This is a genomic window from Sphingomonas lenta (genome assembly GCF_002288825.1).
In the GTDB taxonomy this organism is placed as follows: domain Bacteria; phylum Pseudomonadota; class Alphaproteobacteria; order Sphingomonadales; family Sphingomonadaceae; genus Sphingomonas; species Sphingomonas lenta.
The window spans coordinates 499,209-520,480 of the sequence record NZ_NSLI01000004.1 but is presented as its reverse complement, the minus strand read 5'-3'; the positions used below and the strand labels follow the sequence as shown (position 1 = coordinate 520,480).

Genomic DNA, 21,272 nt, shown 5'->3' with positions numbered 1-21,272 from the left:
CCCAGGAGAGGCGCATGACCCGCTACGACCACATCATCATCGGCGCGGGCTCCGCCGGCTGCGTCCTCGCCGCGCGCCTCTCCGAGGACCCCGCCGTCCGCGTCCTCCTCCTGGAGGCCGGCGGCAAGAACGACTCGGTCCTCGTCCGCATGCCCGCCGGCGTGGGCGAGCTCATCAAGCAGAAGAGCAAGCACAACTGGGGCTTCTGGACCGAGCCCGAGCTGCACCTCGACGGCCGCCGCCTCTGGTGGCCGCGTGGGCGTGGGCTGGGCGGCTCGTCGGCGATCAACGGCATGATCTACATGCGCGGCCACCCGCTCGACTATGACGAGTGGCGGCAGATGGGGCTGACCGGCTGGGGCTGGGACGACGTCCGCCCCTATTTCCACCGCCTGGAACGCCACCACCGCGGGGGCGAGCATCACGGCGCCGAGGGTCCGCTCCACATCTCCGCGGGCGAGGGCGCGAGCCCGTTCGACGACGCGCTGATCGAGGCGGGCGCCCAAGCGGGCTATCCGCGCTGCGACGACTTCAACGGCAGGTCATGCGAGGGGTTCGGGCGCTACGACCTCACCATCTCCGACGGCCGCCGCTGGAGCGCCGCCGAGGCGTATCTCCGGCCCGCCCTGAACCGCCCCAACCTGACGGTCGTCACCGACGCGCGCACCACGCGCATCCTCCTCGAACGCGGCCGCGCGGTCGGCGTCGAGTACGCGCGCGGCCGCCGGCGCGAGGTCGCGCACGCCGACGCCGAGGTGCTGCTCGCGGCGGGCGCGGTGCAGTCGCCGCACATCCTCCACCTCTCCGGTATCGGGCCGGCGGATATGCTCCGCGCGGCCGGCGTCCAGCCCGTCCACGACCTGCCCGGCGTCGGCGAGAACCTGCAGGACCATCTCGACGTCACCATGAACTGGCGCAGCCGCGACCTGCGGACCGCCTACTCGGCGACGCGCGGCCTCCGTCAGCTCGCCGTCGGGCTCAACTACCTGCTCCGCGGCCAAGGGCTCGGCCGCCGGCAATATCTCGAGTCCGGGGCGTTCCTCCCCTCGCGGCCCGGCCTGTCGCGGCCCGACATCCAGATCCACGCCGTGCTCGCGATCATGCGCGACCACGGCAAGGTCAAGGCGACGGAGGACGGCTTCTCGCTCCACCTCTGCCAGCTCCGCCCGGAGAGCCGAGGCGTGATCGGCCTCCACTCCGCCGACCCGTTCGCCGACCCCAGGATCCAGGCGAACTACCTGTCCACGCCCGAGGACCGACGCGTGTTACGTGAAGCGGTGAAGATCGGCCGCGAGGTCGTCGCCCAATCCGCGCTCGACCCCTATCGCGGCGACGAGCTCGCCCCCGGCGCGGACGTCCGGACCGACGAGCAGGTCGACGCCTGGGTCCGCGCCAACGCCGAGACGATCTACCACCCCGTCGGCACCTGCCGCATGGGGCTCGCGGACGACACGCGCGCGGTGGTCGACCCGACCTTGCGTGTCCGCGGGCTCGACGGCCTGCGCGTGATCGACGCGTCCGTCATGCCGGCGCTGGTCAGCGGCAACACCAACGCGCCGACCATCATGATCGCCGAAAAGGCGGCGGACCTGATCCGCGGCCGCGCGACGACCAGGGCGGCGGCGTAAAGAAAGGGGGCGGTCGGCCTCGCGGCCGCCGCCCCTCTCCTCTCCGAACCTCAGCCGCGCGTCAGAAGCGCAGGCGCGCGCTCGCGGTGAAGCGGCGGCCCAGCGCGTCGTAGACCGACGGGTAGGTGTTGCCGCTGTTGAACGAGGTCGAACCGATCGTGTTGCCCACCTCCGGCGGGTCCTTGTCGAGCAGGTTCTCGACCAGGAAGTTGAGCCGGAGCGCGTCCGTCAGGTCGAACCCGATGTTCAGGTCGAAATAGTTGAACTCGTCGATCTGACGGTAGCTCTCGACGACGCTCGCCGGGTTGGACGAGCCGAAGCTGCCCACCGTGCCCGCCGCCGGCTGCGTGGTGGCGTTCGCCCCGGTGCGCGGCTCGTACTCGAGCTCGCTGATGTGACGCCACAGGAGCGACACGTCCACACCCTCGAAGCCGAGCGTCGCGCGGGCGTTGAGCGAGAACTCCGGCTGCGGCGGGTCGCACGACACGCTGTAGAAGCCGGTGCACTCGCGGATGAACGAGTTCGGGTTCGACTGGAACCGGCTCTTGTCGGTATAGTTGCCGTTCACGAAGCCGCTGAAGCGGACCGCGCCGAAGTCACGCGTGTACGACAGGTTGAAGTCGACGCCCTCCGTCTCCAGGAAGCCCTGGTTGCTGGTGAGCAGGAACACGCCCTGGGTCGTCGCCGCCGAACCGCTGAGTCCGCCGGTGAGCGGGTTGCGGAAGATCAATTGGCAACGCGTGTCGGCCGGGCTCGCCTGGCTGAAGCAGCCGTTCAGGATGTCGCCCACGGTCGGCGTGGTGATCGCGCCGCGCACGCGGATGCGGTACCAATCCGCCGTGATCGACAGGCCGGGGATGATGCTGCGCGGCTGCAGCACGACGCCCGCCGTGATCGTGGTCGCCCGCTCCGGATCGAGGTTCTCGTTGCCGTCGCTGGTGACGTTGATCTGGCCGGCGATCGGCGCCGGAATGCTGCCCAGCGCCGATGCGGGGAGGCCGACCCGGTTGAGCTGCTCCGTGCAGAGCGCGACGTTGTTCGCGCCCCGCGCCTGGACCTGCGCCACCGTGCCCTGGCAGGGATCCACCGCGAGGTTGTTCAGCACGGTGTTCACCGGCGAGAACAGCTCGGAGACGTTCGGCGAGCGGACGGCGCGCGTGTACAGGCCGCGGAACTTGACCGCCTCGATCGGCGACCAGCTGCCGCCCACCTTGTAGGTGGTGTTGCCGCCCGTGGTGCTGAAGTCGGAGTAGCGGACGCCGGCCTCCAGCGTCAGGTCGTGGAAGAACGGCCGGTCGGTGATCAGCGGCGCGTTGAGCTCGCCGAAGAACTCGGTCGACTCGATCTCGCCGTCGATGGTCAGGAACGCGCCGCCCGCGCCCAGGATCTCGCCCGGGATCTGGTTCGGCAGGTCGCCCAGCTGGCTGGCGGCGTTGCGGCGGTATTCGGCGCCGACCGCGATGCCGATCGGCGAGTCGGCGAGCGGGCTGGAGAAGCCCAGGTCGCCGCTGATGATCGCCTGCGCGTCCGCGAACTCCGTGTTGGTGGTCTGCGTCGTCGGAACGCCCACGAAGGCGAGCGACGCTTGGCTCAGCGTTCCTTCCGCGCCGAAGATGTTGATCGGCACGCAGCCCGCGGTGGAGCCCGTCGGGCAGCCGCGCAGCGCCTGCTGCACGCGGCTGCGCAGCGCCGTGTTGGTGTTGACGGAGCGGCGCTCGGCCTCGCCGTACTGGCCGAAGACCTCCCAGTTCAGCGACTCGGTGATCGAGCCGCGGAAGCCCGCGGTCACCTGGAACAGGTTGGTCCGGAACGTGCCGACGCGCGGGCCGGACTCGACGAAGCGGCGGGCGAAGATGCCGGTGATCTCCGTGCCCGCGGCGATCGCGGCCGGGCAGGCCGCGCCGAGCGGGAACACGCCGGCGGCGTTGGGAACGTTGGCGGCGGCGCAGAGCTGCGTCCGCTGGGCCGGCGTGAGGAACTGGTTGTTGAGCGGAACCTGGAACTGCTCGGTGAACGTGCCGGTGGGCGCCAGGTTCTGCACCACGGTCGAGCGGGTGAACAGCGCTTCGGTGAACGCCTCGACGCCGCTCGTGATCTCATAATGGCCCGAGCCGTAAACGCTCCAGCGGTCGAGCGGCGTCTGGAAGTAGTTGAGCGGGTTGAAGTTGTAGTCCGACAGCCCGGCGACGATCGTGCCGGACGCCGGATCGAAGCGCGAGTTCTGGATCGGGAAGAACACGGACGCCGGCACGGCGGTGTTGGAGCCCTGCGGCGTGCCGCGCGCGGGTGACGTCGTACCGGCGAAGGTCGAGGCGCGCGACACGGTGCCGATGTCGCGGTTACCCTGCAGCACGGGGCGCGTGTCGGTGTAGCTGACGCCCAGCACCACGTTGCCGCGGCCGTCGTCGAAGTTCGCGCCCGTGGTCAGGTCGAGGCGGAAGCTCTGGCCGTCCCCGCGCTCCGTCACGCCGTAGAGGGCGTTGGCTTCGAACCCGGAGAAATCGCGGCGGGTGATGAAGTTGATCACGCCCGCGATCGCGTCCGCGCCGTAGTTGGTCACGGCGCCGCCCGTCAGCAGGTCCGACCGCTCGATCAGCGCCACGGGGATGACGTTCAAGTCGACCACGCCGGCGATCGTGGAGGGAACCACGCGCCGCGAGTTCAGCAGGACCAGGTTGCGGTTGGTGCCGAGATTGCGGAAATTGAAGGAGGCGACGCCGTTGGCACCGTTGTTGACGGCCGGATTGATGCCGGGCGCGACGCCGGGAAGCTGACGCAGCACCTGCTCCACGGACGCGGGCGCGCGCAGCGCGATCTCCTCCGCGCCGACCACGGTCACGGGGCTCGACAGCTCCAGGTCGGGACGCGCGATGCGCGAGCCGGTGACGACCACGTCTTCGGCCGCCGTCTGCGCGGCGTCAGTCTGGTCGACGATGTCGGCGTTGCCGTCGTTCACGGCCTCCTGCGGCGCCACCTGGGCGAGCGCCGGGGTCGCGAACGCGGCGCCACCGGCGAGAAGCGCGGACGCCAACAAGCGCGCGCGGATACGGGTCATCATCTGGTCATACCCCCTTGAACGGCCGACGCCGTCACTGTTCGCGGCCGGGCTGGCCCGGCTCTGGGCGCGACTAAAGGAACAAAACGACCGTGCCGCAATGCCGGTGTGACGATTCCGGACAGGCCGGCGTCGTTTCGTATTCCACTGTTGCAAATTCGATACAGGCCGGATCGGCCATTCATACTACAAGTCCGGCTTCCCACCCGTTGGAGTGACCCATGTTCCGTTCGTCGCCGTGCTGCGTCCTGCTGCTCCTTCTCCTGCCCGCGACAGCCTCCGCACAGCGCGAGGGCTCGGGCGCGCGCCTCCTGGACGACCTGGCGCGCTGCCGCGCCGTGCCCGGCGCGCCGGAGCGGCTCGCCTGTTTCGAGCGGCTGGCGGACGGCGTCGCCGTCGCCAAGGTTCGCGACGAGGTGCTGGTGGTCGACCGCGAGCGGCTGGCGGCCGAGCAGCGCCGCCGGTTCGGTCTGCCCGGCAGCGCCGACAACGCCCTGGCCGCGGCGACGGGCGGCCGAGCGCCCGAGGTGCGCGAGCTGACCTCCACGGTCCGCACCGTCGAGCCGGCGCGCGATCACGGCCGCTGGAACCTTCAGCTCGCCGACGGCACGTCGTGGCAATCGGTCGAGCCGAGCAGCTTCGACCCCAGGGCGGGCAAGTCCATCACGATCCGCACCGCCGCGCTGGGCGGCTACCGAGCCCAGGTGGAGGGCGGCCGGAGCTTCCTGGTGAAGCGCCTGCGCTAGCCCTCCGCCGCGTACACCGCGCGGTAGGTCGCCTTCAGCCCCACCTTGTCGATCTTCTCCGTCCCCAATCGGGGTAATGGGTCGGAGACGATCCAGATGCGCGCGGGCACCTTGAACGCCGCGAGCCGCGCCTTCAGGAACTCGCGCAGGCCCTCCTCGGACAGCGCGTGGCCGGGCTGCGGCTCGACCACCGCGCCCGGTATCTCGCCGAGCCTCCCGTCGGGGAGCGAGAAGACCGCCGCCTCCGCAACCTCATGGTGCTCGTAGAGCGCGGCCTCGACCTCCTGGCAGCTGATGTTCTCGCCGCCGCGGATGATAATGTCCTTCAAACGGTCGACGATGAACAGGTAACCGTCCTCGTCGAGATAGCCGATGTCGCCGGTCCGGAAATAGCGGTCGGCGGTGAAGGCGGCGCGCGTCGCTTCCGGGTTGTTCCAGTATTCGCGGAAGTTGCACACCGAGCGGATGCACACCTCGCCGCGCTCGTTAGCGCCGAGCGTCCGGCCGGTCGGGTCCTTGATCGCGAGGTCGACGAGCGGCAGCGACGGCCTGCCCGCCGAGGCCGGCTTCTCCAGATAATTGGACCGCCAGTTGCCCGTGCCCACGCCGTTCGTCTCGGTGAGGCCGTAACCGATCAGGGGCGCTCCGCCGCCCATCTCGTCGTTGATGCGCTTGACGTGCTCAACCGGCCGCGGCGCGCCGCCCGCGGCGAAGTCGGTGACGGAGGACAGGTCGTAAGCACCGCGCTTCGGGTGGTTGAGGATCTCGAAGCTCATCAGCGGCACGCCGACGAAGTAGGTGACGCGCTCCCTCTCGATCAGCCGCATCGCCTCCTCCGCGTCCCACTTCGGCATGAGCACGAGCTTCCTGCCCATGGCGAAGCTCTGAAGGAACATCGGCACCTCGGCGGTGACGTGGAACAGCGGCAGGTTGAGGAGCGTCGCCGGCTGACCCTGGGGCGGCGTGCCCATCCTGGTCGCGATGCCGAGCATCACCAGCGCTTGGGCCAGGTAGTTGAACGTCGCCTGCACCACCGCGCGATGATCCGACAGCGCACCCTTCGATTGCCCCGTCGAGCCGGAGGTGAACAGGATGGTGGCGTGGTCGTCCGGTCCGATGTCGGGGAACGGGACCTGCCCACCCTCGCCCAACAAAGGCGCGAGCGCCTGGGCGAGCGGTAACGCATCGTCAATCACCAGCACCGGTGGCTTAAGCCCGTCGATCGCCGCCAGGCGCTTGGCGCGCGGTGGATCGGCGAGGATCAGCGAACATTCCACGTCCGCGACCGCGTGCGCGAACTCGTGGGACTGCCACCAGCCGTTGAGCAGCGTGGCGACGCCGCCCGCCATCACCGCGCCCATGTACAGCGCGATCCAGCTCGGCGAATTACGCATCGCGATGCCCACCCGATCGCCCTTGCGGACGCCCCGCGAGACCAGCGCCCGCGCGACCGCCTCGCCTTGTTCCAGCATCTGCGCGAAGCTCAACCGCTCCTCCCCCGCGACGAGAAAGGTCAGATCACCGTGCTGCGCGCAGAAGTGCCGCATGTACGCGGGCAGCGTCGGCGGCGCGGTGGCGATCACCGGCAGCGTCAGGCCGTCCCGCTCGACCGTGGCGGTCATCGCCGGCCCGCCCTGGCCCGTCAGCTGCTCGAGCCCCGCATCCATCATGCGGTCAAGTTCGGTCGGCATCCCTCTCTCCGCTTGGGTTTGTTCTCGACCATCTTTATGCAGCCCGCGACCAGAGGGGAAAAGACCTTGATCCTAGAAACCCTGGCCAGCACCGCCGGCCACATCCGCTTCAGCGATCTCCCGCTGCGTCCCGATGTATTCACCGTCGGCGGCTTCAGCCTGCGCTGGTACAGCCTGGCGTACATCGCGGGCATCGTGATCGGCTGGTGGTACCTGCTCCGCCTGCTGCGTGAGCCGGCTGCGCCCATGGCCAGGCGCCACGCCGACGACCTAGTCTTCTACGCGACCCTCGGCATCATCCTCGGCGGCCGGCTCGGTTACGTGCTGTTCTACGCGCCCGACATGTTCGCCAACCCGTTGCGCGTGCTGCGGCTGTGGGACGGCGGCATGTCGTTCCACGGCGGCGTGATCGGCACCTCGCTGGGCATCATGCTGTTCGCGCGCAACCACGGGCTCAACTGGCTGCGCGTCCACGACTATGTCGCGTGCTGCGTCCCCTTCGGCCTGTTCTTCGGGCGGTTGGCGAACTTCGTGAACGGCGAGCTCTGGGGCAAGCCCGCAGACGTGCCCTGGGCGATCGTGTTCGACCGCACCGTTCCCTTCGGCGTCCCCGAGCCGGCGCGCCACCCGAGCCAGCTCTACGAGGCGGGTCTTGAAGGCATCCTCCTCTTCGCGATCCTGTGGTTCGCCTTCTGGCGCACCAAGGCGCGTTACGAGCCGGGCAAGCTCGTCGGCCTGTTCCTGCTCGGCTACGGCCTCGCCCGCTTCGTGGTCGAGTTCTTCCGCGAGCCCGACAGCCACCTGCGGGAGTTTGCGGAGGCGACGGGCCTGCACATGGGGCAGTGGCTGTGCGTGCCCATGATCCTGGGCGGGCTCTACCTCGTCCTTACCGCGAAGCACCGCCGCGAGCGTGTCGAGCCCATTGCCGGCACGGAGAGCGTGGCGTAGCCGGCGAGAACGCGGCCGCGCCGCGCCACGCCGGCAAGCCCGGCCAGCGGGCGCAGCCCGTCTGACGACGCGGGCTTTGCCCGCGGCGGGCCTGGAGCGGAAAACGTGATGGACCAATCCGACCCCCACCTCCCTGAACGCCTAGCGCGTGCCATCGCGCTCGCCGGGCCGATCCCGGTCAGCCAGTTTATGGCCGCCGCCAACGCGCACTACTACGCCACGCGTGACCCGCTGGGCGCAGGCGGCGACTTCACCACCTCGCCCGAGATCAGCCAAATGTTCGGGGAGCTCCTCGGCCTTTGGGCAGCCGACCTGTGGGACCGCGCAGGCCGGTTGGACGCCGTCTGGGTCGAGCTAGGTCCCGGCCGCGGCACGCTCTCCGCCGACGCGCTCCGCGCCGCGGCCAAGGCGGGCTTCGCTGCGCCCGTCCATCTCGTCGAGACCAGCCCGACATTGCGCGAGGCGCAGAAGGCGCGCGTACCGCACGCAATGTGGCACGAGACCGTTGACACACTGCCAGTCGACCGCCCGCTGCTCGTCCTCGCCAACGAGTTCTTCGACGCGCTCCCCGTCCGCCAGCTCGTGCGCGGCGTAGGCGTTTGGCACGAGCGCCTCGTGGCGTGCCAGGACACGCTGTTCCTGCCGATCGCCGGCCCGCGCGTGCCGGAGGAGATCGTGCCCGAGCCGCTGCGCGACGCCGATCCCGGCGCGATCATCGAAACATCGCCCGCCTCCGTCGCAATCATACGCGCTCTTGCAAGCCGCATCGCCGCGCAGGGCGGCGCGCTGCTCGCGATCGATTATGGTTATGAAGGCCTGGCGGTCGGCGACACGTTACAGGCGGTACGCGGCCACGCCTACGCCAACCCATTCGAGAGCCCGGGCGAGCAGGACCTGACCGCCCATGTCGACTTCGCCACGCTCGCCGCCGCGGCGCAGGCCGAGGGCGCAGCCGCCTGGGGTCCCGTCGGCCAGGGCGCGTTCCTGCGCGCGCTCGGCATCGACGCCCGCGCCGCCGCCCTGTCACGCGCCGCGCCGCTTCGGACGGAGGAGATCGAGACCGCCCGCAACCGCCTGGTCGAGGCGATGGGCGAGCTGTTCCGGGTACTCGCGGTCACGAACCGCAGCTGGCCCGCGCCGGCGGGGTTCAGATGACGTCCGCCCCAATCACCCACCGTCACCCTGGACTTGTTCCGGGGTCCATCGTCGTGCGCGGATTCCCGTACAAGGATGCGCACCGCCCGCCGTCCGCCATCCACGGACAGTTCGCCTGGACAACAATGGACCCCGGAACAAGTCCGGGGTGACGAGGTAGGGTGAACCGATGACCCTCCCCACCCTCCGCGACGCCGTACCCGCCGACGTACCCGCGCTGGCCGCGCTCGCGCGCCGCACCTTCACCGAGACCTTCGGTCATCTCTACCGGCCGGAGGACCTGGCCGCGTTCCTCCAGAACCACACGCCCGAGCGCTGGGCCGTTGAACTCGCCGATCCCGCCTTTGCCGTCCGCGTCGCCGACACGGGCGCGGAACTCGTCGCCTACGCTAAGCTCGGCCCGCCCTCGCTTCCTTTCGAGCCGCGCGGACCGTCGATCGAGTTGCGCCAGTTCTATGTCCTAGCCCCCTTCCACGGCACCGGCCTGGCGCGCGCGCTCATGGACTGGGTCCTCGCCCGCGCCCGTGCGGGTGGGGCCGCGGACCTCTATCTGTCCGTCTTCGTCGACAACCATCGCGCGCAGGCCTTCTACGCGCGCTACGGCTTCGAGCGCGTCGGGCGCTACGATTTCCAGGTCGGCGGCCATGTCGACGAGGACCACGTGATGAGGCTCAAGCTATGATCGTCGAAGTCGTTCGCTCCCGCATGTTGGAAGGCGTGCCGCACGGCTTTCTAGGCCGCCGCGGCGGCGTGTCGACCGGTTCATACGCCGAGCTCAACGTCGGCCTTGGCTCCCCCGACCTGCCCGAAGCGGTCGCGACCAACCGCCGCCGCGCCGTCGAAGCGGTGGCGCCGGGCGCGTCGCTTAACACCTGCTACCAGATCCACTCCGCGACCGTTGTTACCGTCACCGAGCCGCTACGCGAGCGGCCGGAGGGCGACGCGCTCGTCACTGACCGGCCCGGCCTCGCGCTCGGCGTGCTCACCGCCGACTGCGTCCCCGTGCTCTTCGCCGACCTCGACGCGGGCGTCGTCGGGGCCGCGCACGCGGGCTGGAAAGGCGCGCTCGCCGGCGTCACCGATGCGACACTCGACGCGATGGAGGCGCTCGGCGCCGACCGCGCGCGCATCCACGCCGCGATCGGGCCGTGCATCGCCAAGCGCAGCTACGAGGTCGACGACGCATTCCGCGCGACCTTCGCCGCCGACGACGAGGCGAACGCGCGCTTCTTCTCCGACGGCCGCCCCGGCCATCATCAGTTCGACCTGGAGGGCTATGTCGCGCATCGTCTGGGCGCGGCGGACGTGCGCCATGTGGAGGCGCTCGGCCTCGATACCTACGCCGACGAGGCCCGCTTCTTCAGCTTCCGCCGCGCGACGCATCGCGGCGAGCCGGGCTATGGCCGCCAGATCGCGCTGATCGCGCTCTGAGGGGCTGTCCTACAACCGCCCGCTTGCATAGCGTCCCGCTTCCCTGTTTCTCATCGTAGACTCACCCATTCCTTCCCGGCTCTCGGTTGCGCGCTATTGCTAATCACTCGCGATATGGCCGGCGTCGTTAGCGTGTACTTTAGTGTACTTCCGCGCGACCGGGCGGAACTCGCCGCGGGTGGACACCCCGGCGGGACGGGCCTAACCGCGCGACCCAAGGAGAGCCCGGATGACCGATACGCCGAATGAAACCGAAGCCGACATGTCCGGCGTTCCCGCCGACGCGGTGCGGGGCAAACCGAAGCCGGAAGTCAGCGAGATAGGCGGCCGCAAGCTCAAGCCGGCCACGCTGATGATGGGCCACGGCTACGACCCGATGCTGTCGGAAGGTTCGCTCAAGCCGCCCATTTTCCTCACCTCCACCTTCGTTTTTCCCGATGCGGCGTCGGGCAAGCGGCACTTCGAGGGCGTGACGGGCAAGCGCCCCGGCGGCGCGGAGGGGCTGGTCTATTCCCGCTTCAACGGCCCCAACCAAGAAATTCTGGAGGATCGCCTGGCCGTGTGGGAGGAGGCGGAGGACGCGCTCGCCTTCTCGTCGGGCATGTCCGCCATCGCGACGCTGTTCCTGTCGATGGTCAAGCCCGGCGACACGATCGTCCACTCCGGTCCGCTCTACGCCGCGACCGAAACGCTGATCGCGCGCATCCTGGGCCGCTTCGGCGTCCATTGGCTCGACTTCCCCGCGGGCGCCACGCGCGAGGAGATCGACGCCGTGCTGTCCAAGGCGGCGAGTGGTAACGTCGCGCTGATCTATCTCGAGAGCCCCGCCAACCCGACCAACGCGCTGGTCGACGTGGAGGCGGTCGCCGCCAGCCGCGACGCGATCTTCAAGAACGGCACCAAGCCGCCGATCGCGATCGACAACACGTTCCTGGGCCCGCTCTGGCATCAGCCGCTGAAGCACGGCGCGGATCTCGTGGTCTACTCGCTCACCAAGTACGCGGGCGGTCATTCGGACCTGGTCGCGGGCGGCGTGCTCGGCTCGAAGGAGCACATCAACACCATCCGCTCGATGCGGAATACGATCGGCACCATCACCGATCCCAACACCGCCTGGATGCTGCTGCGCAGCCTGGAGACGTTGGAGCTGCGCATGTCGCGCGCGGGCGAGAACGCGGCCAAGGTGTGCGAGTTCTTGGCGGCGCACGATAAGGTCGACCGTGTCGGCTATCTCGGCTTCCTGGAGCGCGGGACGGACGCGCGCCAAGCGGACATCTACCATCGCCACTGCACCGGTGCCGGCTCGACCTTTTCGCTCTACCTGAAGGGCGGCGAGGCAGAGGCGTTCCGCTTCCTCGACAGCCTCAAGATCGCCAAGCTCGCCGTGTCGCTCGGCGGCACGGAGACGCTGGCCTCGCACCCGGCCGGCATGACGCACCTGTCCGTCCCCGACGCGCGCAAGCAGGCGCTCGGCATCACCGACAATCTCGTGCGCATCTCGATCGGCGTGGAGGACGCCGACGACCTCATCGCCGACTTCGAGCAGGCGCTGGCGGCCGTCTGACCGAGCCGTTCGACGCCATTGTCCTGGGTGCCGGCGGTGCGGGGCTCATGTGCGCCTTCACCGCAGGTCAGCTCGGGAAACGCGTGCTCATCGTCGACCACGCGGACGCGCCCGGCAAGAAGATCCTGATCTCCGGCGGCGGGCGGTGCAACTTCACCAACCTCCATACCGCCGCCGATCGGTACCTTTCGGCCAACCCGCACTTCGCCAAGTCGGCGCTAGGCCGCTACGGCGCGTCCGACTTCATCGCGCTGGTCGATAAGCACCGCATCGCCTGGCACGAGAAGACGCTGGGCCAGCTGTTCTGCGACGGCTCGGCGCGCCAGATCGTCGCGATGCTGCTCGCCGAGTGCGAGGCGGGCGAGGTCGCGATCCGGCTCGACAGCCCCGTCCGCGACGTCACCCACACCGACGGCCGGTTCACCGTCGCGCACGGCGACCGCGCCGCGAGTGCGCCCGCGCTGGTGATCGCCACCGGCGGACCGTCCATCCCCAAGCTCGGCGCGACCGGCTTCGCCTACGACCTCGCCCGCCGCTTCGGCCTCAAGGTGGTGGAGCCACGCCCCGCGCTCGTCCCACTGACGCTGCCGCAGGACGAGGCGCTATTCCGCGAGCTGTCGGGCGTCGCCACGCCCGTCGTCGCTCGTGCAGGCCGAGCCACGTTTGCCGAGGCCGCGCTGTTCACGCATCGCGGCCTGTCCGGACCGGCCATCCTCCAAGTGTCGAGCTATTGGCGGCACGGGGAGGAGATCGGCGTCGACTTCCTGCCCGACCAGCCCGCGGGGTGGCTGCTCGAGGCCAAGCGCGCCCGTCCGCGCGCGACGCTCAAGTCCGCCTTGCCCCTTCCCGACCGCCTCGCCGCGGCAATTGCCGAGCGGCTGGCGCTAGACGGCGAGCTCGGCCGGCAGCGCGACGCCGCGCTCACGCAGGCGGAGCGGCGACTGGCCGACTGGCGCTTCCGCCCCAACGGCACCGAAGGCTTCGCCAAGGCCGAGGTGACCGTCGGCGGGATCAGCACCGCCGACCTCTCGTCCAAGACGATGGAGGCGCGTCGCATGCCCGGCCTCTACGCGGTCGGCGAGGCGGTGGACGTCACCGGATGGCTCGGCGGCTACAACTTTCAATGGGCGTGGGCGAGCGGCTGGGCCGCGGGCCGGGCGATCGCCGGGACCTAGTCGGCCGCGGACCTCTCGGGCTCGCCGCCCGAACGCGCGCCCATCGCCTCTTTCGCCTTGTCCTCCAGGCGCTGCGCCGTCTCCAGCGCGGCTTCGGGGGTCAGCGAAGCGGTCATGCCGTCCGGGCCGTCGATGAGCACTTCGTCGTCGACCCGCTCCACCTTGGCGGGCCTGTCCTGCGGCTTGACCATGGGCCAGCTTCCTATCGCTCGCGACGGTTCAGTCCGTCGGAAAGCCGGACTCGCATAGCATATCGGAGCTCCGATCGCCACCGAGCGGGTCAGCCGTCCCCGGCGCGCTCGATGTCGGCGCCGACGGCTTGGAGCTTCTCCTCCAGCCGCTCGTAGCCGCGGTCGAGGTGGTAGACGCGGTTCACCTGCGTTTCGCCGTCCGCGACGAGGCCGGCGATGATGAGGCTCATGGACGCGCGGAGGTCGGTCGCCATGACCTGCGTGCCCGTCAGCTTGCCCACGCCGTGCACCACGGCGGTGCGGCCGCGTACACGGATGTCGGCGCCCATGCGGCCGAGCTCGGGGACGTGCATGTAGCGGTTCTCGAAGATCGTCTCCTCGAGCACGCTCGCGCCGTCGGCCATGCAGAGCATCGCCATGAACTGCGCCTGCATGTCGGTCGCGAAGCCCGGATAGGGCGCGGTGGTGAGGTTGACCGGTCGGAGTCGGCCGTCGGCGCGGACGCGGACGCCGTCGCGCTCCTCTTCAACGACCACACCCGCCTCACGCAGCGCGGACAGGGTCGCGCGCATCTCGTCCGCTTTCGCACCGACGAGCAGGACGTCGCCGCCCGTGACCGCGGCCGCGCAGGCGTAGGAGCCCGCCTCGATCCGGTCGGGCATGACGGCGTAGGTCGCGCCGTGCAGCCGGTCGACGCCCTCGATCTCCAGCCGCTCGGTGCCGACGCCCTCGATGCGCGCGCCCATCGCCTGGAGGCAGCGACACAGGTCGACGATCTCCGGCTCGCGCGCGGCGTTCTCGATGACGCTCGTGCCCGTGGCGGTGACGGCGGCCATGACGACGTTCTCCGTGGCGCCCACCGACACGACGGGGAAGCGGTAGCGCCCGCCCGACAGTCTGCCGCCGGGCGCACGCGCGGTGACGTAGCCCGCCGCCGTCTCCAGCTCCGCGCCGATCGCCTCCAGCGCCTTCAGGTGCAGGTCGATGGGCCGGTTGCCGATCGCGCAGCCGCCCGGCAGCGACACGCGCGCTTGCCCCGCCCGCGCGAGCGTGGGGCCCAGCACCAGGATCGACGCGCGCATCTTGCGCACGATGTCGTAGGGCGCCTCGGTCGAGGTGAGGCTCCCTGCGCGGATTGTCATGACGCGGCCGAAATCGCCGGGCCTGGTTCCCTCCAGCTTGGTCGACGCGCCGAGCTGGTTGAGGAGGTGGCCGAACCCGTCCACGTCCGCCAAGCGCGGCAGGTTGCGCAGCACCAGCGGCTCGTCGGTCAGGAGCGCGCAGGGCATGAGGGTGAGCGCCGCGTTCTTGGCGCCGGAGATGGGCAGCCGGCCCTCGAGCCGCTTGCCGCCGCGGATGATGATGCGATCCATCGCATGCCCCCTATCGCGCGCGCCGCGGCTTGCAAACACCGGCGGACGCGTAACGACCCTTGATCGATTTTAATGCGGCGCGCTCAATCCCTTGCGTAGGGGAGGGTCCGGAACGGGGGGATTGGATCTTACAAGTGGGCGGTAGTTGCTTCGCCGAGCGCCTCGGCGACCTCACACCTTTGACCGAAGCGGAGCATCGCTCGCTCGAGCGCCTCGAGGTGCGCCAGCGCCAGCTCCGCCGCGGCGCGGTGCTGGTGCGGGAGAACGAGGGCGCGGGCGAGCTCTACGTGCTGAAGCGCGGCATGCTGATGAGCTACGTCCTCTTGGACGACGGCAGCCGGCAGATCCTGCGCTTCCACTTCCCCGGCGACATGCTCGCCGTGTCGGGACTGGTCTATCGCCGCTCGCCGGAGACGGTGGTGGCGCTGACCGACACCGTGGTCTGCCCGTTCGACCGGGCGGAGATGACGGGCATCGTCACCGAGCATCCGCGGCTCGCCGCGATCATCATGGCGGTCAATCAGATGGAGCGCGTGGCGCTCACCGACCGGCTGGCGGCGCTGGGCCGCACATCCGCCAAGGGGCGCGTGGCGGCGCTGCTGCTGGAGATCCGCAACCGGATGCGCGTGCTCGACAAGGGCATAGACGGCACGTTCACGCTGGGGCTGACGCAGGAGGAGATCGGCGACGCGACGGGGCTGACCGCGGTGCACGTCAACCGCATGTTGCGGCAGCTGGAGGACGACGGTCTTCTATCGCGCGAGGCGGGGCGGGTGACGTTCCTGAACGAAGGGGCGCTCGCGCGGATGGCGAACTATACCGACCGGTTCAGCGGGATCGATCTGAGCTGGCTGCCGGCGGCGCGGTAGGGTTAGACTAAGCACCGCGGCAAAGCCGCGTCGTCGGACGGGGCTAGGTCCCGCCGGCCGCGTTGGAGAAGAGTCCTCAGCTAGCTCCGCTAGCTCAGGCCTTCTCCAGCGTACATTGCAGCGGGTGCTGGTTCGCCCGGGCGAAGTCGATCACCTGGCCGACCTTGGTCTCGGCGACCTCGTAGGAGAAGACGCCGCACACGCCCACGCCCTTCTGATGCACGTGGAGCATAACGCGGGTCGCCTCCTCCATGTTCATGCGGAAGAAGCGCTGGAGGCAGAGGACGACGAACTCCATGGGCGTGTAGTCGTCGTTGAGCATGAGCACGCGGTAGGGCGTGGGCTTCTTGGTCTTGGACCGCGTCTTGGTGGCGATGCCGAGACCGGTGCCCTCGTCGTCGCCCGTATCGCGCCGTTCGGCCATGGTGGTGGCAAGCTCTCGCATGGTTGCGGAAATAAGACAGCGCCCCCGTGCCGGGCAAGGGGTGCGGGTAACGAAAAAAGGGCGGCGACCGCACAGGTTACCGCCCTTTCTCTCGTGTAGGGCCCGACGCGGGAGCCAGTCCCGCGTCGTCGAACGTCGGCTTGGGCCGACGCCGGCCGGGCGAGGCCTTACGCGGCCGTCTTCACGCGGTCGGCCACGACGGCGACGCGGTTGGAGATCGGCTGCACGATCTCGCCGGCGAGCTTGAGCATCGCCTCGGTCGAGCGCGAGGTCTCGGCGACGGCCTGGTCGAAGGCGGCGCGGGCGAAGTCGGCCTGGAGGCGCGCGAACTCGGTCGGCGACTTGGCCGAGGCCAGGGCGCGCATGTTGGAGGTCATCGTCTCGAACGAGCGGCGGGCGTAGTCGACGGCTTCCTGGCCCATCGCCTCGAAGCCCTTGGCGGCGATGCGGCCGGACTCGACCAGCGCCTCAATGTTGCCCTTGGTGAAGCCGTTGGCCTCGTCGAACAGCTTGGTGCCGCGCTCCATGGCGCCCTTGGCGCGATCGTTCATGTCGGCGAAGATCTTCGCGCCGGTGGCGGTGTTGGTCTCGGTGACGGTCTCGGCGGTGGTGGCCATTACGGGTTCCTCTTGGATGGGTTCCGCCGGTGCCGCGGCGGTCGGTTCGGGGATGACGACGGGCTCGGGAGCCGACGCCTCGATCAAAGTAACGGCGGCTATGTCTGCCTCGATGGGAACGGGCACGGGCGCGACGGGTTTGGGCGCGCGGGCGCGCTTGGATCTGATCGCAGCCCTGACTTCCTCGAAGTTGTCCGTCGCCAACGTGTCGCTCCTTTGCTGCGCTGCAACATAGAGCGGTTTACGTTCGCGTCAAGCGTTTTTGTGCAGTGCACAATCAGCGCTGGCGGACATACTCCCCGGGTGCGTCGGTCAGCGCGGGAGCGGAGCCCTCCCCCGGTACACGCGCGCCGGTCGCGTCAACCTCGTCCGCGCCACGGTCGCGGATCCAGGTGATCCAGTCGGGCCACCAGCTGCCCTTGGTCTCCGTCGCGCCCGCGACGAACTCGTCGAGCGTCCGGACGCGCGCGTCGTTGGTCCAGTACTGGTATTTGCCCGCGGCGGGCGGGTTGACGACGCCGGCGATGTGGCCGGAGCCGGCCAGCACGAAGCGGAGCGGGCCCTGAAACAGGTGGGTCAGCTTCCACACGCTCTCGGCGGGCGCGATATGGTCCTCGCGGCCCGCCTGGACGTAGGTAGGCGTCGCGACGGTGGTGAGGTCGAGCGGGACGCCCGCAACCGACAGCCGGCCGGGCTCGACGAGCAGGTTGTCGCGGTAGAGGTCGCGCAGGTAGCTCAGATGCCAGTTCGCGGGCAGGTTGGTCGTGTCGCCGTTCCAATGGAGCAGGTCGAAGGGCGGGTAGTCCTCGCCCAGCAGATAGTTGTTGGTGACGTAGTTCCAGATGAGGTCGCGGCCGCGGAGCAGGTTGAACGTCGCCGCCATGTAGCGGCCGTCGAGATAGCCTTCGGGCGACAGCGCGCCGATCATCTGGAGCTGGTCGTCGTCGATGAAATGGGTGAGCTCGCCCGCGCGGCTGAAATCCACCTGCGCGGTGAAGAAGGTGGCGCTGGCGACCTTCTCCGCCTCCCCGCGTGCGGTCAGGTAGGCGAGCGTCGCGGCGAGCGTGGTGCCCGCGACGCAGTAGCCGATGGCGTGGACGGACAGGACGCCGAGCAGCTCGCGCACCGTGTCGACCGCGTCGGCCTGGGCGAGCACGTAATCGTCCCACTTCACGTCGCGCATGGTGGCGTCGGCGGATTTCCACGACACCATGAACACGGTGAGCCCCTGCCCGACCGCCCAGCGGATGAAGCTCTTCTCCGGCGTCAGGTCGAGGATGTAGAAGCGGTTGATCCAGGGCGGGAAGATGACGAGCGGGGTCTCCAGCACCTTCTCGGTCGTGGGCGAGTACTGGATCAGCTCGTAGAGCGGCGTGCGCTTGACTACCTTGCCGGGCGTAGTGGCGAGGTTGCGGCCGACCTCGAACGCACCCGCGTCCGTGTGCGTCAGCTGCCCGCGGCTCATGTCGGCGAGCATGTTCCGCAGGCCTTTGAGCAGGCTCTCGCCCTTGGTCTCGACCGCGCGCTGGATGACCTGGGGATTGGTGAACGCGAAGTTCGCCGGGCTCATCGCGTCGACGAAGCCGCGCGCGGCGAAGCGCAGCTGCTCGCGGCGCTTGGGATCGAGGTCCGCCATCGCGTCGACCTGCGCGAGCAGGGCTCCCGCCATCAGCTCGTAGGAGCGGCGCACCCAGTCCCACATCGGCTCCTGCCATTGCGGGGCCTTGAAGCGTTTGTCGCGCCCAGTGAGTTCAGTGGCGGTGAGGGCCGGCTCGGGCGCGGCGGCGCTCGGGTCGAGCGCCCGCTGCCACAGCGCCAGGCTGTCGCGCCAGAACTCCCCCGCCCGCTCCAGCGTCGCGGGATCGTTGACGCCGGGTATGACGGGCAGCCCCGACGTGCCGGCGGCCTGGAGCCCCGCCTCCATCATCATCTGCTGCGCGCGACCCATGATCCAGGTCCAGTGCTGCAGGTCCTCCAGCGTGGGCAGGGCGGGCTGCGTCGGATCGGCTTCGGCCATGTGTCCTCTCGGGTGGGTCGCGACTTTGACGTCTTTTACACGGAAACGCCTTTCTGCTCAGCCCCGTCGTCGGACCAGCGCAGCGCAGCGCCGACCGCGGTGTCCGCACGCACCCAACCCGGTGGGACCCACTGTCCGTCGTCGAGCTTGGTCCAACCCTGGGCGAGCCGCTGGGGCGTCTTGTGGCGATCCATCGCCGCGAGCTTTTTCAGGATCGCGCGATCCGTCTCCTCCGCCGTCGCGCGGTTCTTCGCCGCCCAATCTGCGCGCACCTCGCGCTCGATGGTGTTGCGCTCCAGCTTGGTGAGGCGCTTGCGGGTGAAGCCGGCGTTGACGCCGTACTTCTTCGGCTTGGCCGCGCGCAGCAGGAACTGCAGCATCCTGTCCGACCGCCTCAGCCGCGTGCCGACGACCTCGCCGCGATAGACGATCGGCACCTCCTCGCCCTTGACCGCGCGCTCCCAGGCCTCGAGCTCGATGTCGGTCGCCGCCATCTCCAGCGCGAGCGCGCATTGCCGGGCGAACGCCTTGTCGGCGCGCTGGTGGTTGTAGACGGTCTGGTGCGACACGCCCGCCCGCCTGGCGGCGTCGCGCAGGCAGCCGCCCTTGCCGAGCGCGTCGAGAAAGGCGCGCTTGCGCTTGCCGTCGAACGCGTCGTGGCGGGTCTTGCGTGTCCCGTCAGCCTCCGGGCGCTCCGAGGCGATAGTCTGGTCGTTCATGGTCCCCTCCTCCTGATCTAGAGCGAGGAAACCAGATCGGTTCCTTGTAGGACAGGGGAAAATTCGGTGAGGGACATCCGCCTATCCCCTCGTGCCGTCATGCTGAACTTGGTTCAGCATCCAGGGTGGTACGGAAGACTCAGGCTGAGTCGCGTGGACGGCGCTGGATCCTGAAACGAGTTCAGGATGACGGCAGTGGGGAGAGGAATGGCGGTGGCGGGGAGAGGAGGACGGCGACGGGAGGGCGCCGAAGCGCATTTCCGTTACCGCCGGCACGCCCTCCCGTCGGGCGTCGAGGACAGGCGCGATACGGCGGACATGGAGGTGGAGGTGCTGAGCACGATGCCGGTCGTCCCGCATCGCCGCAGCTGGAAACGCACCCGGCGCGCGCGGAAGTCGAGCGACACGCGGCGGAACTGCTCCATCAGGTCGGTGCCGAGCAGCAGCGCCGGCTCGTCGCGCAGGTCGAACACGCCGAACGGCGGCACGTCGGCGAAGGCGACGAGCACGTCGCGCAGGTGGATCGGGCCCAGCCGCAGCTCCGCCACGCGGACGAGCTCCAGGTCCGCGGTGACGCCCGTCACGCCCGTGACGGCGACCTTGACCATCTTGTCCGCGTAGCGCCGCCGGAGGCGGTCGCGCAGCGCCAGGTTGCCGATCGTGATCTCCGAACCGGTGTCGATCACCGCGTCGACGCGCCTGCCGTTGACGCTCGCCTCCGTCAGGATCAGCTGGCCGCGGCGGCGGCGCGCGACCACGACGATGTCGCCGTCCATGCGCCGCACCGGCCGGCGCGCGTCCTCGACGCTGATGGTGCGCTTCTCGAAGTCGAGCATCAGGCGCTGCTCGACGAGCGTGTCGATGCCGAGCATGCCCTCCGCGCCCAGGTCCCGGTCCTGCAGGACGGGGAGGTGCAGGTCGCTGAAGCCGCTCCCGCCCAGCCCCAGCCTGTCCACCAGCACCCGGTCGACGGAACCGCTGGCCGTCATGCCGTGCAGCGTCACGGGCGTGCCCGCCGGCAGCGCCAGCGCCTGGGCGACGGTGCGGCCGATCACCGAGGTGTCGGCGCCGCTGTCGACCACGAAGCGGAACGGGCCGCGGCCGTTGACCGTGACCGGCACCGTCATGCGCGTGCGGAGCTTACGCGCCTCGATGTCGTCGCCGCCAATGGCGAGCTGGTCGTCGATCACCGCGGGCGGGAGCGGCGGCATCCGGGAGGTGGGGGTGGGGGTGGGCCGGGGCTGGTCGCCGGGCGGCGCCGGGCGCTCGACGCCCGCCGTGAGCAGCGCGAGGGCGGCCGCCAGCGGGGCGACGCGCCGGACCGCGCCCGAGCGCGTCGTGCTTGACATGATGCGCTGGATGCGTCGCTTCGCCACGTCCTTCCTCTCCGGGCGACGATCCTAACCTAAACCGGCGTATGCGCGAAGGGGAGCGGTCGGTTCGGCTCCCCTCCCCATCACCGCGGCCCTGACGACCCTCTTGCGTCACCCCGGACATGGGACCCCAGCAAAGTAGTACTTTGCTGGGAGCCCCGTTCCGGGGTCCATCGCTGTCCGGGCGAACCGTCTGCGGGTGGTGGACCGCGGGCGGTGCGCGCCCTTGTACGGGGATGCGTGCGCGACGATGGACCCCGGAACAAGTCCGGGGT

18 protein-coding genes are annotated in these 21,272 nt (G+C 69.9%); 9 read left to right on the top strand and 9 right to left on the bottom strand.

The features are described 5' to 3' along the window. The first annotated feature begins 14 nt into the window (after positions 1 to 14). Complete coding sequence (locus CKY28_RS14675) at positions 15 to 1,628, top strand: choline dehydrogenase (protein WP_095999089.1); 1,614 nt, start codon at positions 15 to 17, stop codon at positions 1,626 to 1,628. 61 nt (positions 1,629 to 1,689) lie between these two features. Here the strand turns inward: CKY28_RS14675 and CKY28_RS14670 are convergent, their stop codons facing one another. Further along, entirely contained in the window at positions 1,690 to 4,686 is a 2,997-nt protein-coding gene (locus CKY28_RS14670) for a TonB-dependent receptor domain-containing protein (RefSeq protein WP_095999088.1), read from the bottom strand. A 218-nt stretch (positions 4,687 to 4,904) separates the two neighbouring features. Between CKY28_RS14670 and CKY28_RS14665 the strand changes: the two genes are divergently transcribed. After that, on the top strand, positions 4,905 to 5,429 hold the full coding sequence (locus CKY28_RS14665; RefSeq protein ID WP_095999087.1) for a hypothetical protein: 525 nt from the start codon (positions 4,905 to 4,907) through the stop codon (positions 5,427 to 5,429). Here CKY28_RS14665 and CKY28_RS14660 read toward each other — a convergent pair. Then, the gene (locus CKY28_RS14660; RefSeq protein WP_176473112.1) at positions 5,426 to 7,120 is read right to left on the bottom strand and encodes a class I adenylate-forming enzyme family protein; all 1,695 of its coding nucleotides are present in this window, start codon (positions 7,118 to 7,120) and stop codon (positions 5,426 to 5,428) included. The two genes, CKY28_RS14665 and CKY28_RS14660, sit on opposite strands and share 4 nt — an antisense overlap. 66 nt (positions 7,121 to 7,186) lie before the next feature. Between CKY28_RS14660 and lgt the strand changes: the two genes are divergently transcribed. The 6 genes from lgt (at position 7,187) to CKY28_RS14630 (ending at position 13,393) form a co-directional block, all read left to right on the top strand. Next, on the top strand, positions 7,187 to 8,068 hold the full coding sequence (gene lgt / locus CKY28_RS14655; protein WP_245841857.1) for a prolipoprotein diacylglyceryl transferase: 882 nt from the start codon (positions 7,187 to 7,189) through the stop codon (positions 8,066 to 8,068). Between the two features lie 108 nt (positions 8,069 to 8,176). Beyond that, positions 8,177 to 9,223 carry a class I SAM-dependent methyltransferase gene (locus CKY28_RS14650; protein WP_245841856.1) on the top strand — a complete coding sequence of 349 codons (1,047 nt, stop codon included), beginning with the start codon at positions 8,177 to 8,179 and terminating at the stop codon, positions 9,221 to 9,223. 169 nt (positions 9,224 to 9,392) lie between these two features. After that, positions 9,393 to 9,905 carry a GNAT family N-acetyltransferase gene (locus tag CKY28_RS14645; RefSeq protein WP_095999086.1) on the top strand — a complete coding sequence of 171 codons (513 nt, stop codon included), beginning with the start codon at positions 9,393 to 9,395 and terminating at the stop codon, positions 9,903 to 9,905. After that, positions 9,902 to 10,654 (top strand): peptidoglycan editing factor PgeF, encoded by a 753-nt coding sequence (pgeF, locus tag CKY28_RS14640; protein WP_095999085.1) that lies wholly within the window; start codon positions 9,902 to 9,904, stop codon positions 10,652 to 10,654. Before CKY28_RS14645 ends, pgeF begins: the two co-directional genes overlap by 4 nt. A gap of 229 nt (positions 10,655 to 10,883) precedes the next feature. Continuing rightward, on the top strand, positions 10,884 to 12,218 hold the full coding sequence (locus tag CKY28_RS14635; protein WP_095999084.1) for a cystathionine gamma-synthase family protein: 1,335 nt from the start codon (positions 10,884 to 10,886) through the stop codon (positions 12,216 to 12,218). Beyond that, positions 12,215 to 13,393: a BaiN/RdsA family NAD(P)/FAD-dependent oxidoreductase gene (locus CKY28_RS14630; RefSeq protein ID WP_095999083.1), complete on the top strand. Its 1,179-nt coding sequence runs from the start codon at positions 12,215 to 12,217 to the stop codon at positions 13,391 to 13,393. Before CKY28_RS14635 ends, CKY28_RS14630 begins: the two co-directional genes overlap by 4 nt. Here the strand turns inward: CKY28_RS14630 and CKY28_RS14625 are convergent. Both CKY28_RS14625 and murA read right to left on the bottom strand, forming a co-directional pair. Further along, positions 13,390 to 13,584, bottom strand: coding sequence for a hypothetical protein (locus CKY28_RS14625; protein ID WP_095999082.1), 195 nt, complete (start codon positions 13,582 to 13,584; stop codon positions 13,390 to 13,392). The genes CKY28_RS14630 and CKY28_RS14625 overlap by 4 nt on opposite strands. An 89-nt stretch (positions 13,585 to 13,673) precedes the next feature. Next, positions 13,674 to 14,957, bottom strand: a complete 1,284-nt coding sequence (gene murA, locus CKY28_RS14620) for a UDP-N-acetylglucosamine 1-carboxyvinyltransferase (protein WP_095999081.1) — start codon at positions 14,955 to 14,957, stop codon at positions 13,674 to 13,676. A gap of 134 nt (positions 14,958 to 15,091) precedes the next feature. On the opposite strand from murA, the gene CKY28_RS14615 reads away from it, so the two are divergent. Continuing rightward, the gene (locus CKY28_RS14615; protein ID WP_176473111.1) at positions 15,092 to 15,826 is read left to right on the top strand and encodes a Crp/Fnr family transcriptional regulator; all 735 of its coding nucleotides are present in this window, start codon (positions 15,092 to 15,094) and stop codon (positions 15,824 to 15,826) included. Between the two features lie 94 nt (positions 15,827 to 15,920). Here CKY28_RS14615 and clpS read toward each other — a convergent pair whose 3' ends face one another. The 5 genes from clpS to CKY28_RS14590 form a co-directional block, all read right to left on the bottom strand. Beyond that, positions 15,921 to 16,250, bottom strand: a complete 330-nt coding sequence (gene clpS / locus CKY28_RS14610) for an ATP-dependent Clp protease adapter ClpS (protein WP_095999080.1) — start codon at positions 16,248 to 16,250, stop codon at positions 15,921 to 15,923. A gap of 188 nt (positions 16,251 to 16,438) precedes the next feature. Beyond that, positions 16,439 to 16,888, bottom strand: coding sequence for a phasin family protein (locus CKY28_RS14605; RefSeq protein WP_095999259.1), 450 nt, complete (start codon positions 16,886 to 16,888; stop codon positions 16,439 to 16,441). 277 nt (positions 16,889 to 17,165) lie between these two features. Next, positions 17,166 to 18,905, bottom strand: coding sequence for a PHA/PHB synthase family protein (locus CKY28_RS14600; protein ID WP_095999079.1), 1,740 nt, complete (start codon positions 18,903 to 18,905; stop codon positions 17,166 to 17,168). A 35-nt stretch (positions 18,906 to 18,940) separates the two neighbouring features. After that, positions 18,941 to 19,624 carry a terminase small subunit-like protein gene (locus tag CKY28_RS14595; protein WP_095999078.1) on the bottom strand — a complete coding sequence of 228 codons (684 nt, stop codon included), beginning with the start codon at positions 19,622 to 19,624 and terminating at the stop codon, positions 18,941 to 18,943. Positions 19,625 to 19,887: 263 nt separating this feature from the next. Further along, a complete protein-coding gene (locus tag CKY28_RS14590) occupies positions 19,888 to 21,000 on the bottom strand; it encodes a retroviral-like aspartic protease family protein (RefSeq protein WP_095999077.1) in 1,113 nt (370 codons plus the stop codon). Positions 21,001 to 21,272: the final 272 nt, after the last annotated feature.

Coding starts and splice junctions, on each gene's coding strand:
- CKY28_RS14675 (WP_095999089.1), top strand. CDS start 15: ATGACCCGCTACGACCACATCATCATCGGCGCGGGCTCCGCCGGCTGC.
- CKY28_RS14670 (WP_095999088.1), bottom strand. CDS start 4,686: ATGATGACCCGTATCCGCGCGCGCTTGTTGGCGTCCGCGCTTCTCGCC.
- CKY28_RS14665 (WP_095999087.1), top strand. CDS start 4,905: ATGTTCCGTTCGTCGCCGTGCTGCGTCCTGCTGCTCCTTCTCCTGCCC.
- CKY28_RS14660 (WP_176473112.1), bottom strand. CDS start 7,120: ATGCCGACCGAACTTGACCGCATGATGGATGCGGGGCTCGAGCAGCTG.
- CKY28_RS14650 (WP_245841856.1), top strand. CDS start 8,177: ATGGACCAATCCGACCCCCACCTCCCTGAACGCCTAGCGCGTGCCATC.
- CKY28_RS14645 (WP_095999086.1), top strand. CDS start 9,393: ATGACCCTCCCCACCCTCCGCGACGCCGTACCCGCCGACGTACCCGCG.
- pgeF (WP_095999085.1), top strand. CDS start 9,902: ATGATCGTCGAAGTCGTTCGCTCCCGCATGTTGGAAGGCGTGCCGCAC.
- CKY28_RS14635 (WP_095999084.1), top strand. CDS start 10,884: ATGACCGATACGCCGAATGAAACCGAAGCCGACATGTCCGGCGTTCCC.
- CKY28_RS14625 (WP_095999082.1), bottom strand. CDS start 13,584: ATGGTCAAGCCGCAGGACAGGCCCGCCAAGGTGGAGCGGGTCGACGAC.
- murA (WP_095999081.1), bottom strand. CDS start 14,957: ATGGATCGCATCATCATCCGCGGCGGCAAGCGGCTCGAGGGCCGGCTG.
- clpS (WP_095999080.1), bottom strand. CDS start 16,250: ATGGCCGAACGGCGCGATACGGGCGACGACGAGGGCACCGGTCTCGGC.
- CKY28_RS14605 (WP_095999259.1), bottom strand. CDS start 16,888: ATGGCCACCACCGCCGAGACCGTCACCGAGACCAACACCGCCACCGGC.
- CKY28_RS14600 (WP_095999079.1), bottom strand. CDS start 18,905: ATGGCCGAAGCCGATCCGACGCAGCCCGCCCTGCCCACGCTGGAGGAC.
- CKY28_RS14595 (WP_095999078.1), bottom strand. CDS start 19,624: ATGAACGACCAGACTATCGCCTCGGAGCGCCCGGAGGCTGACGGGACA.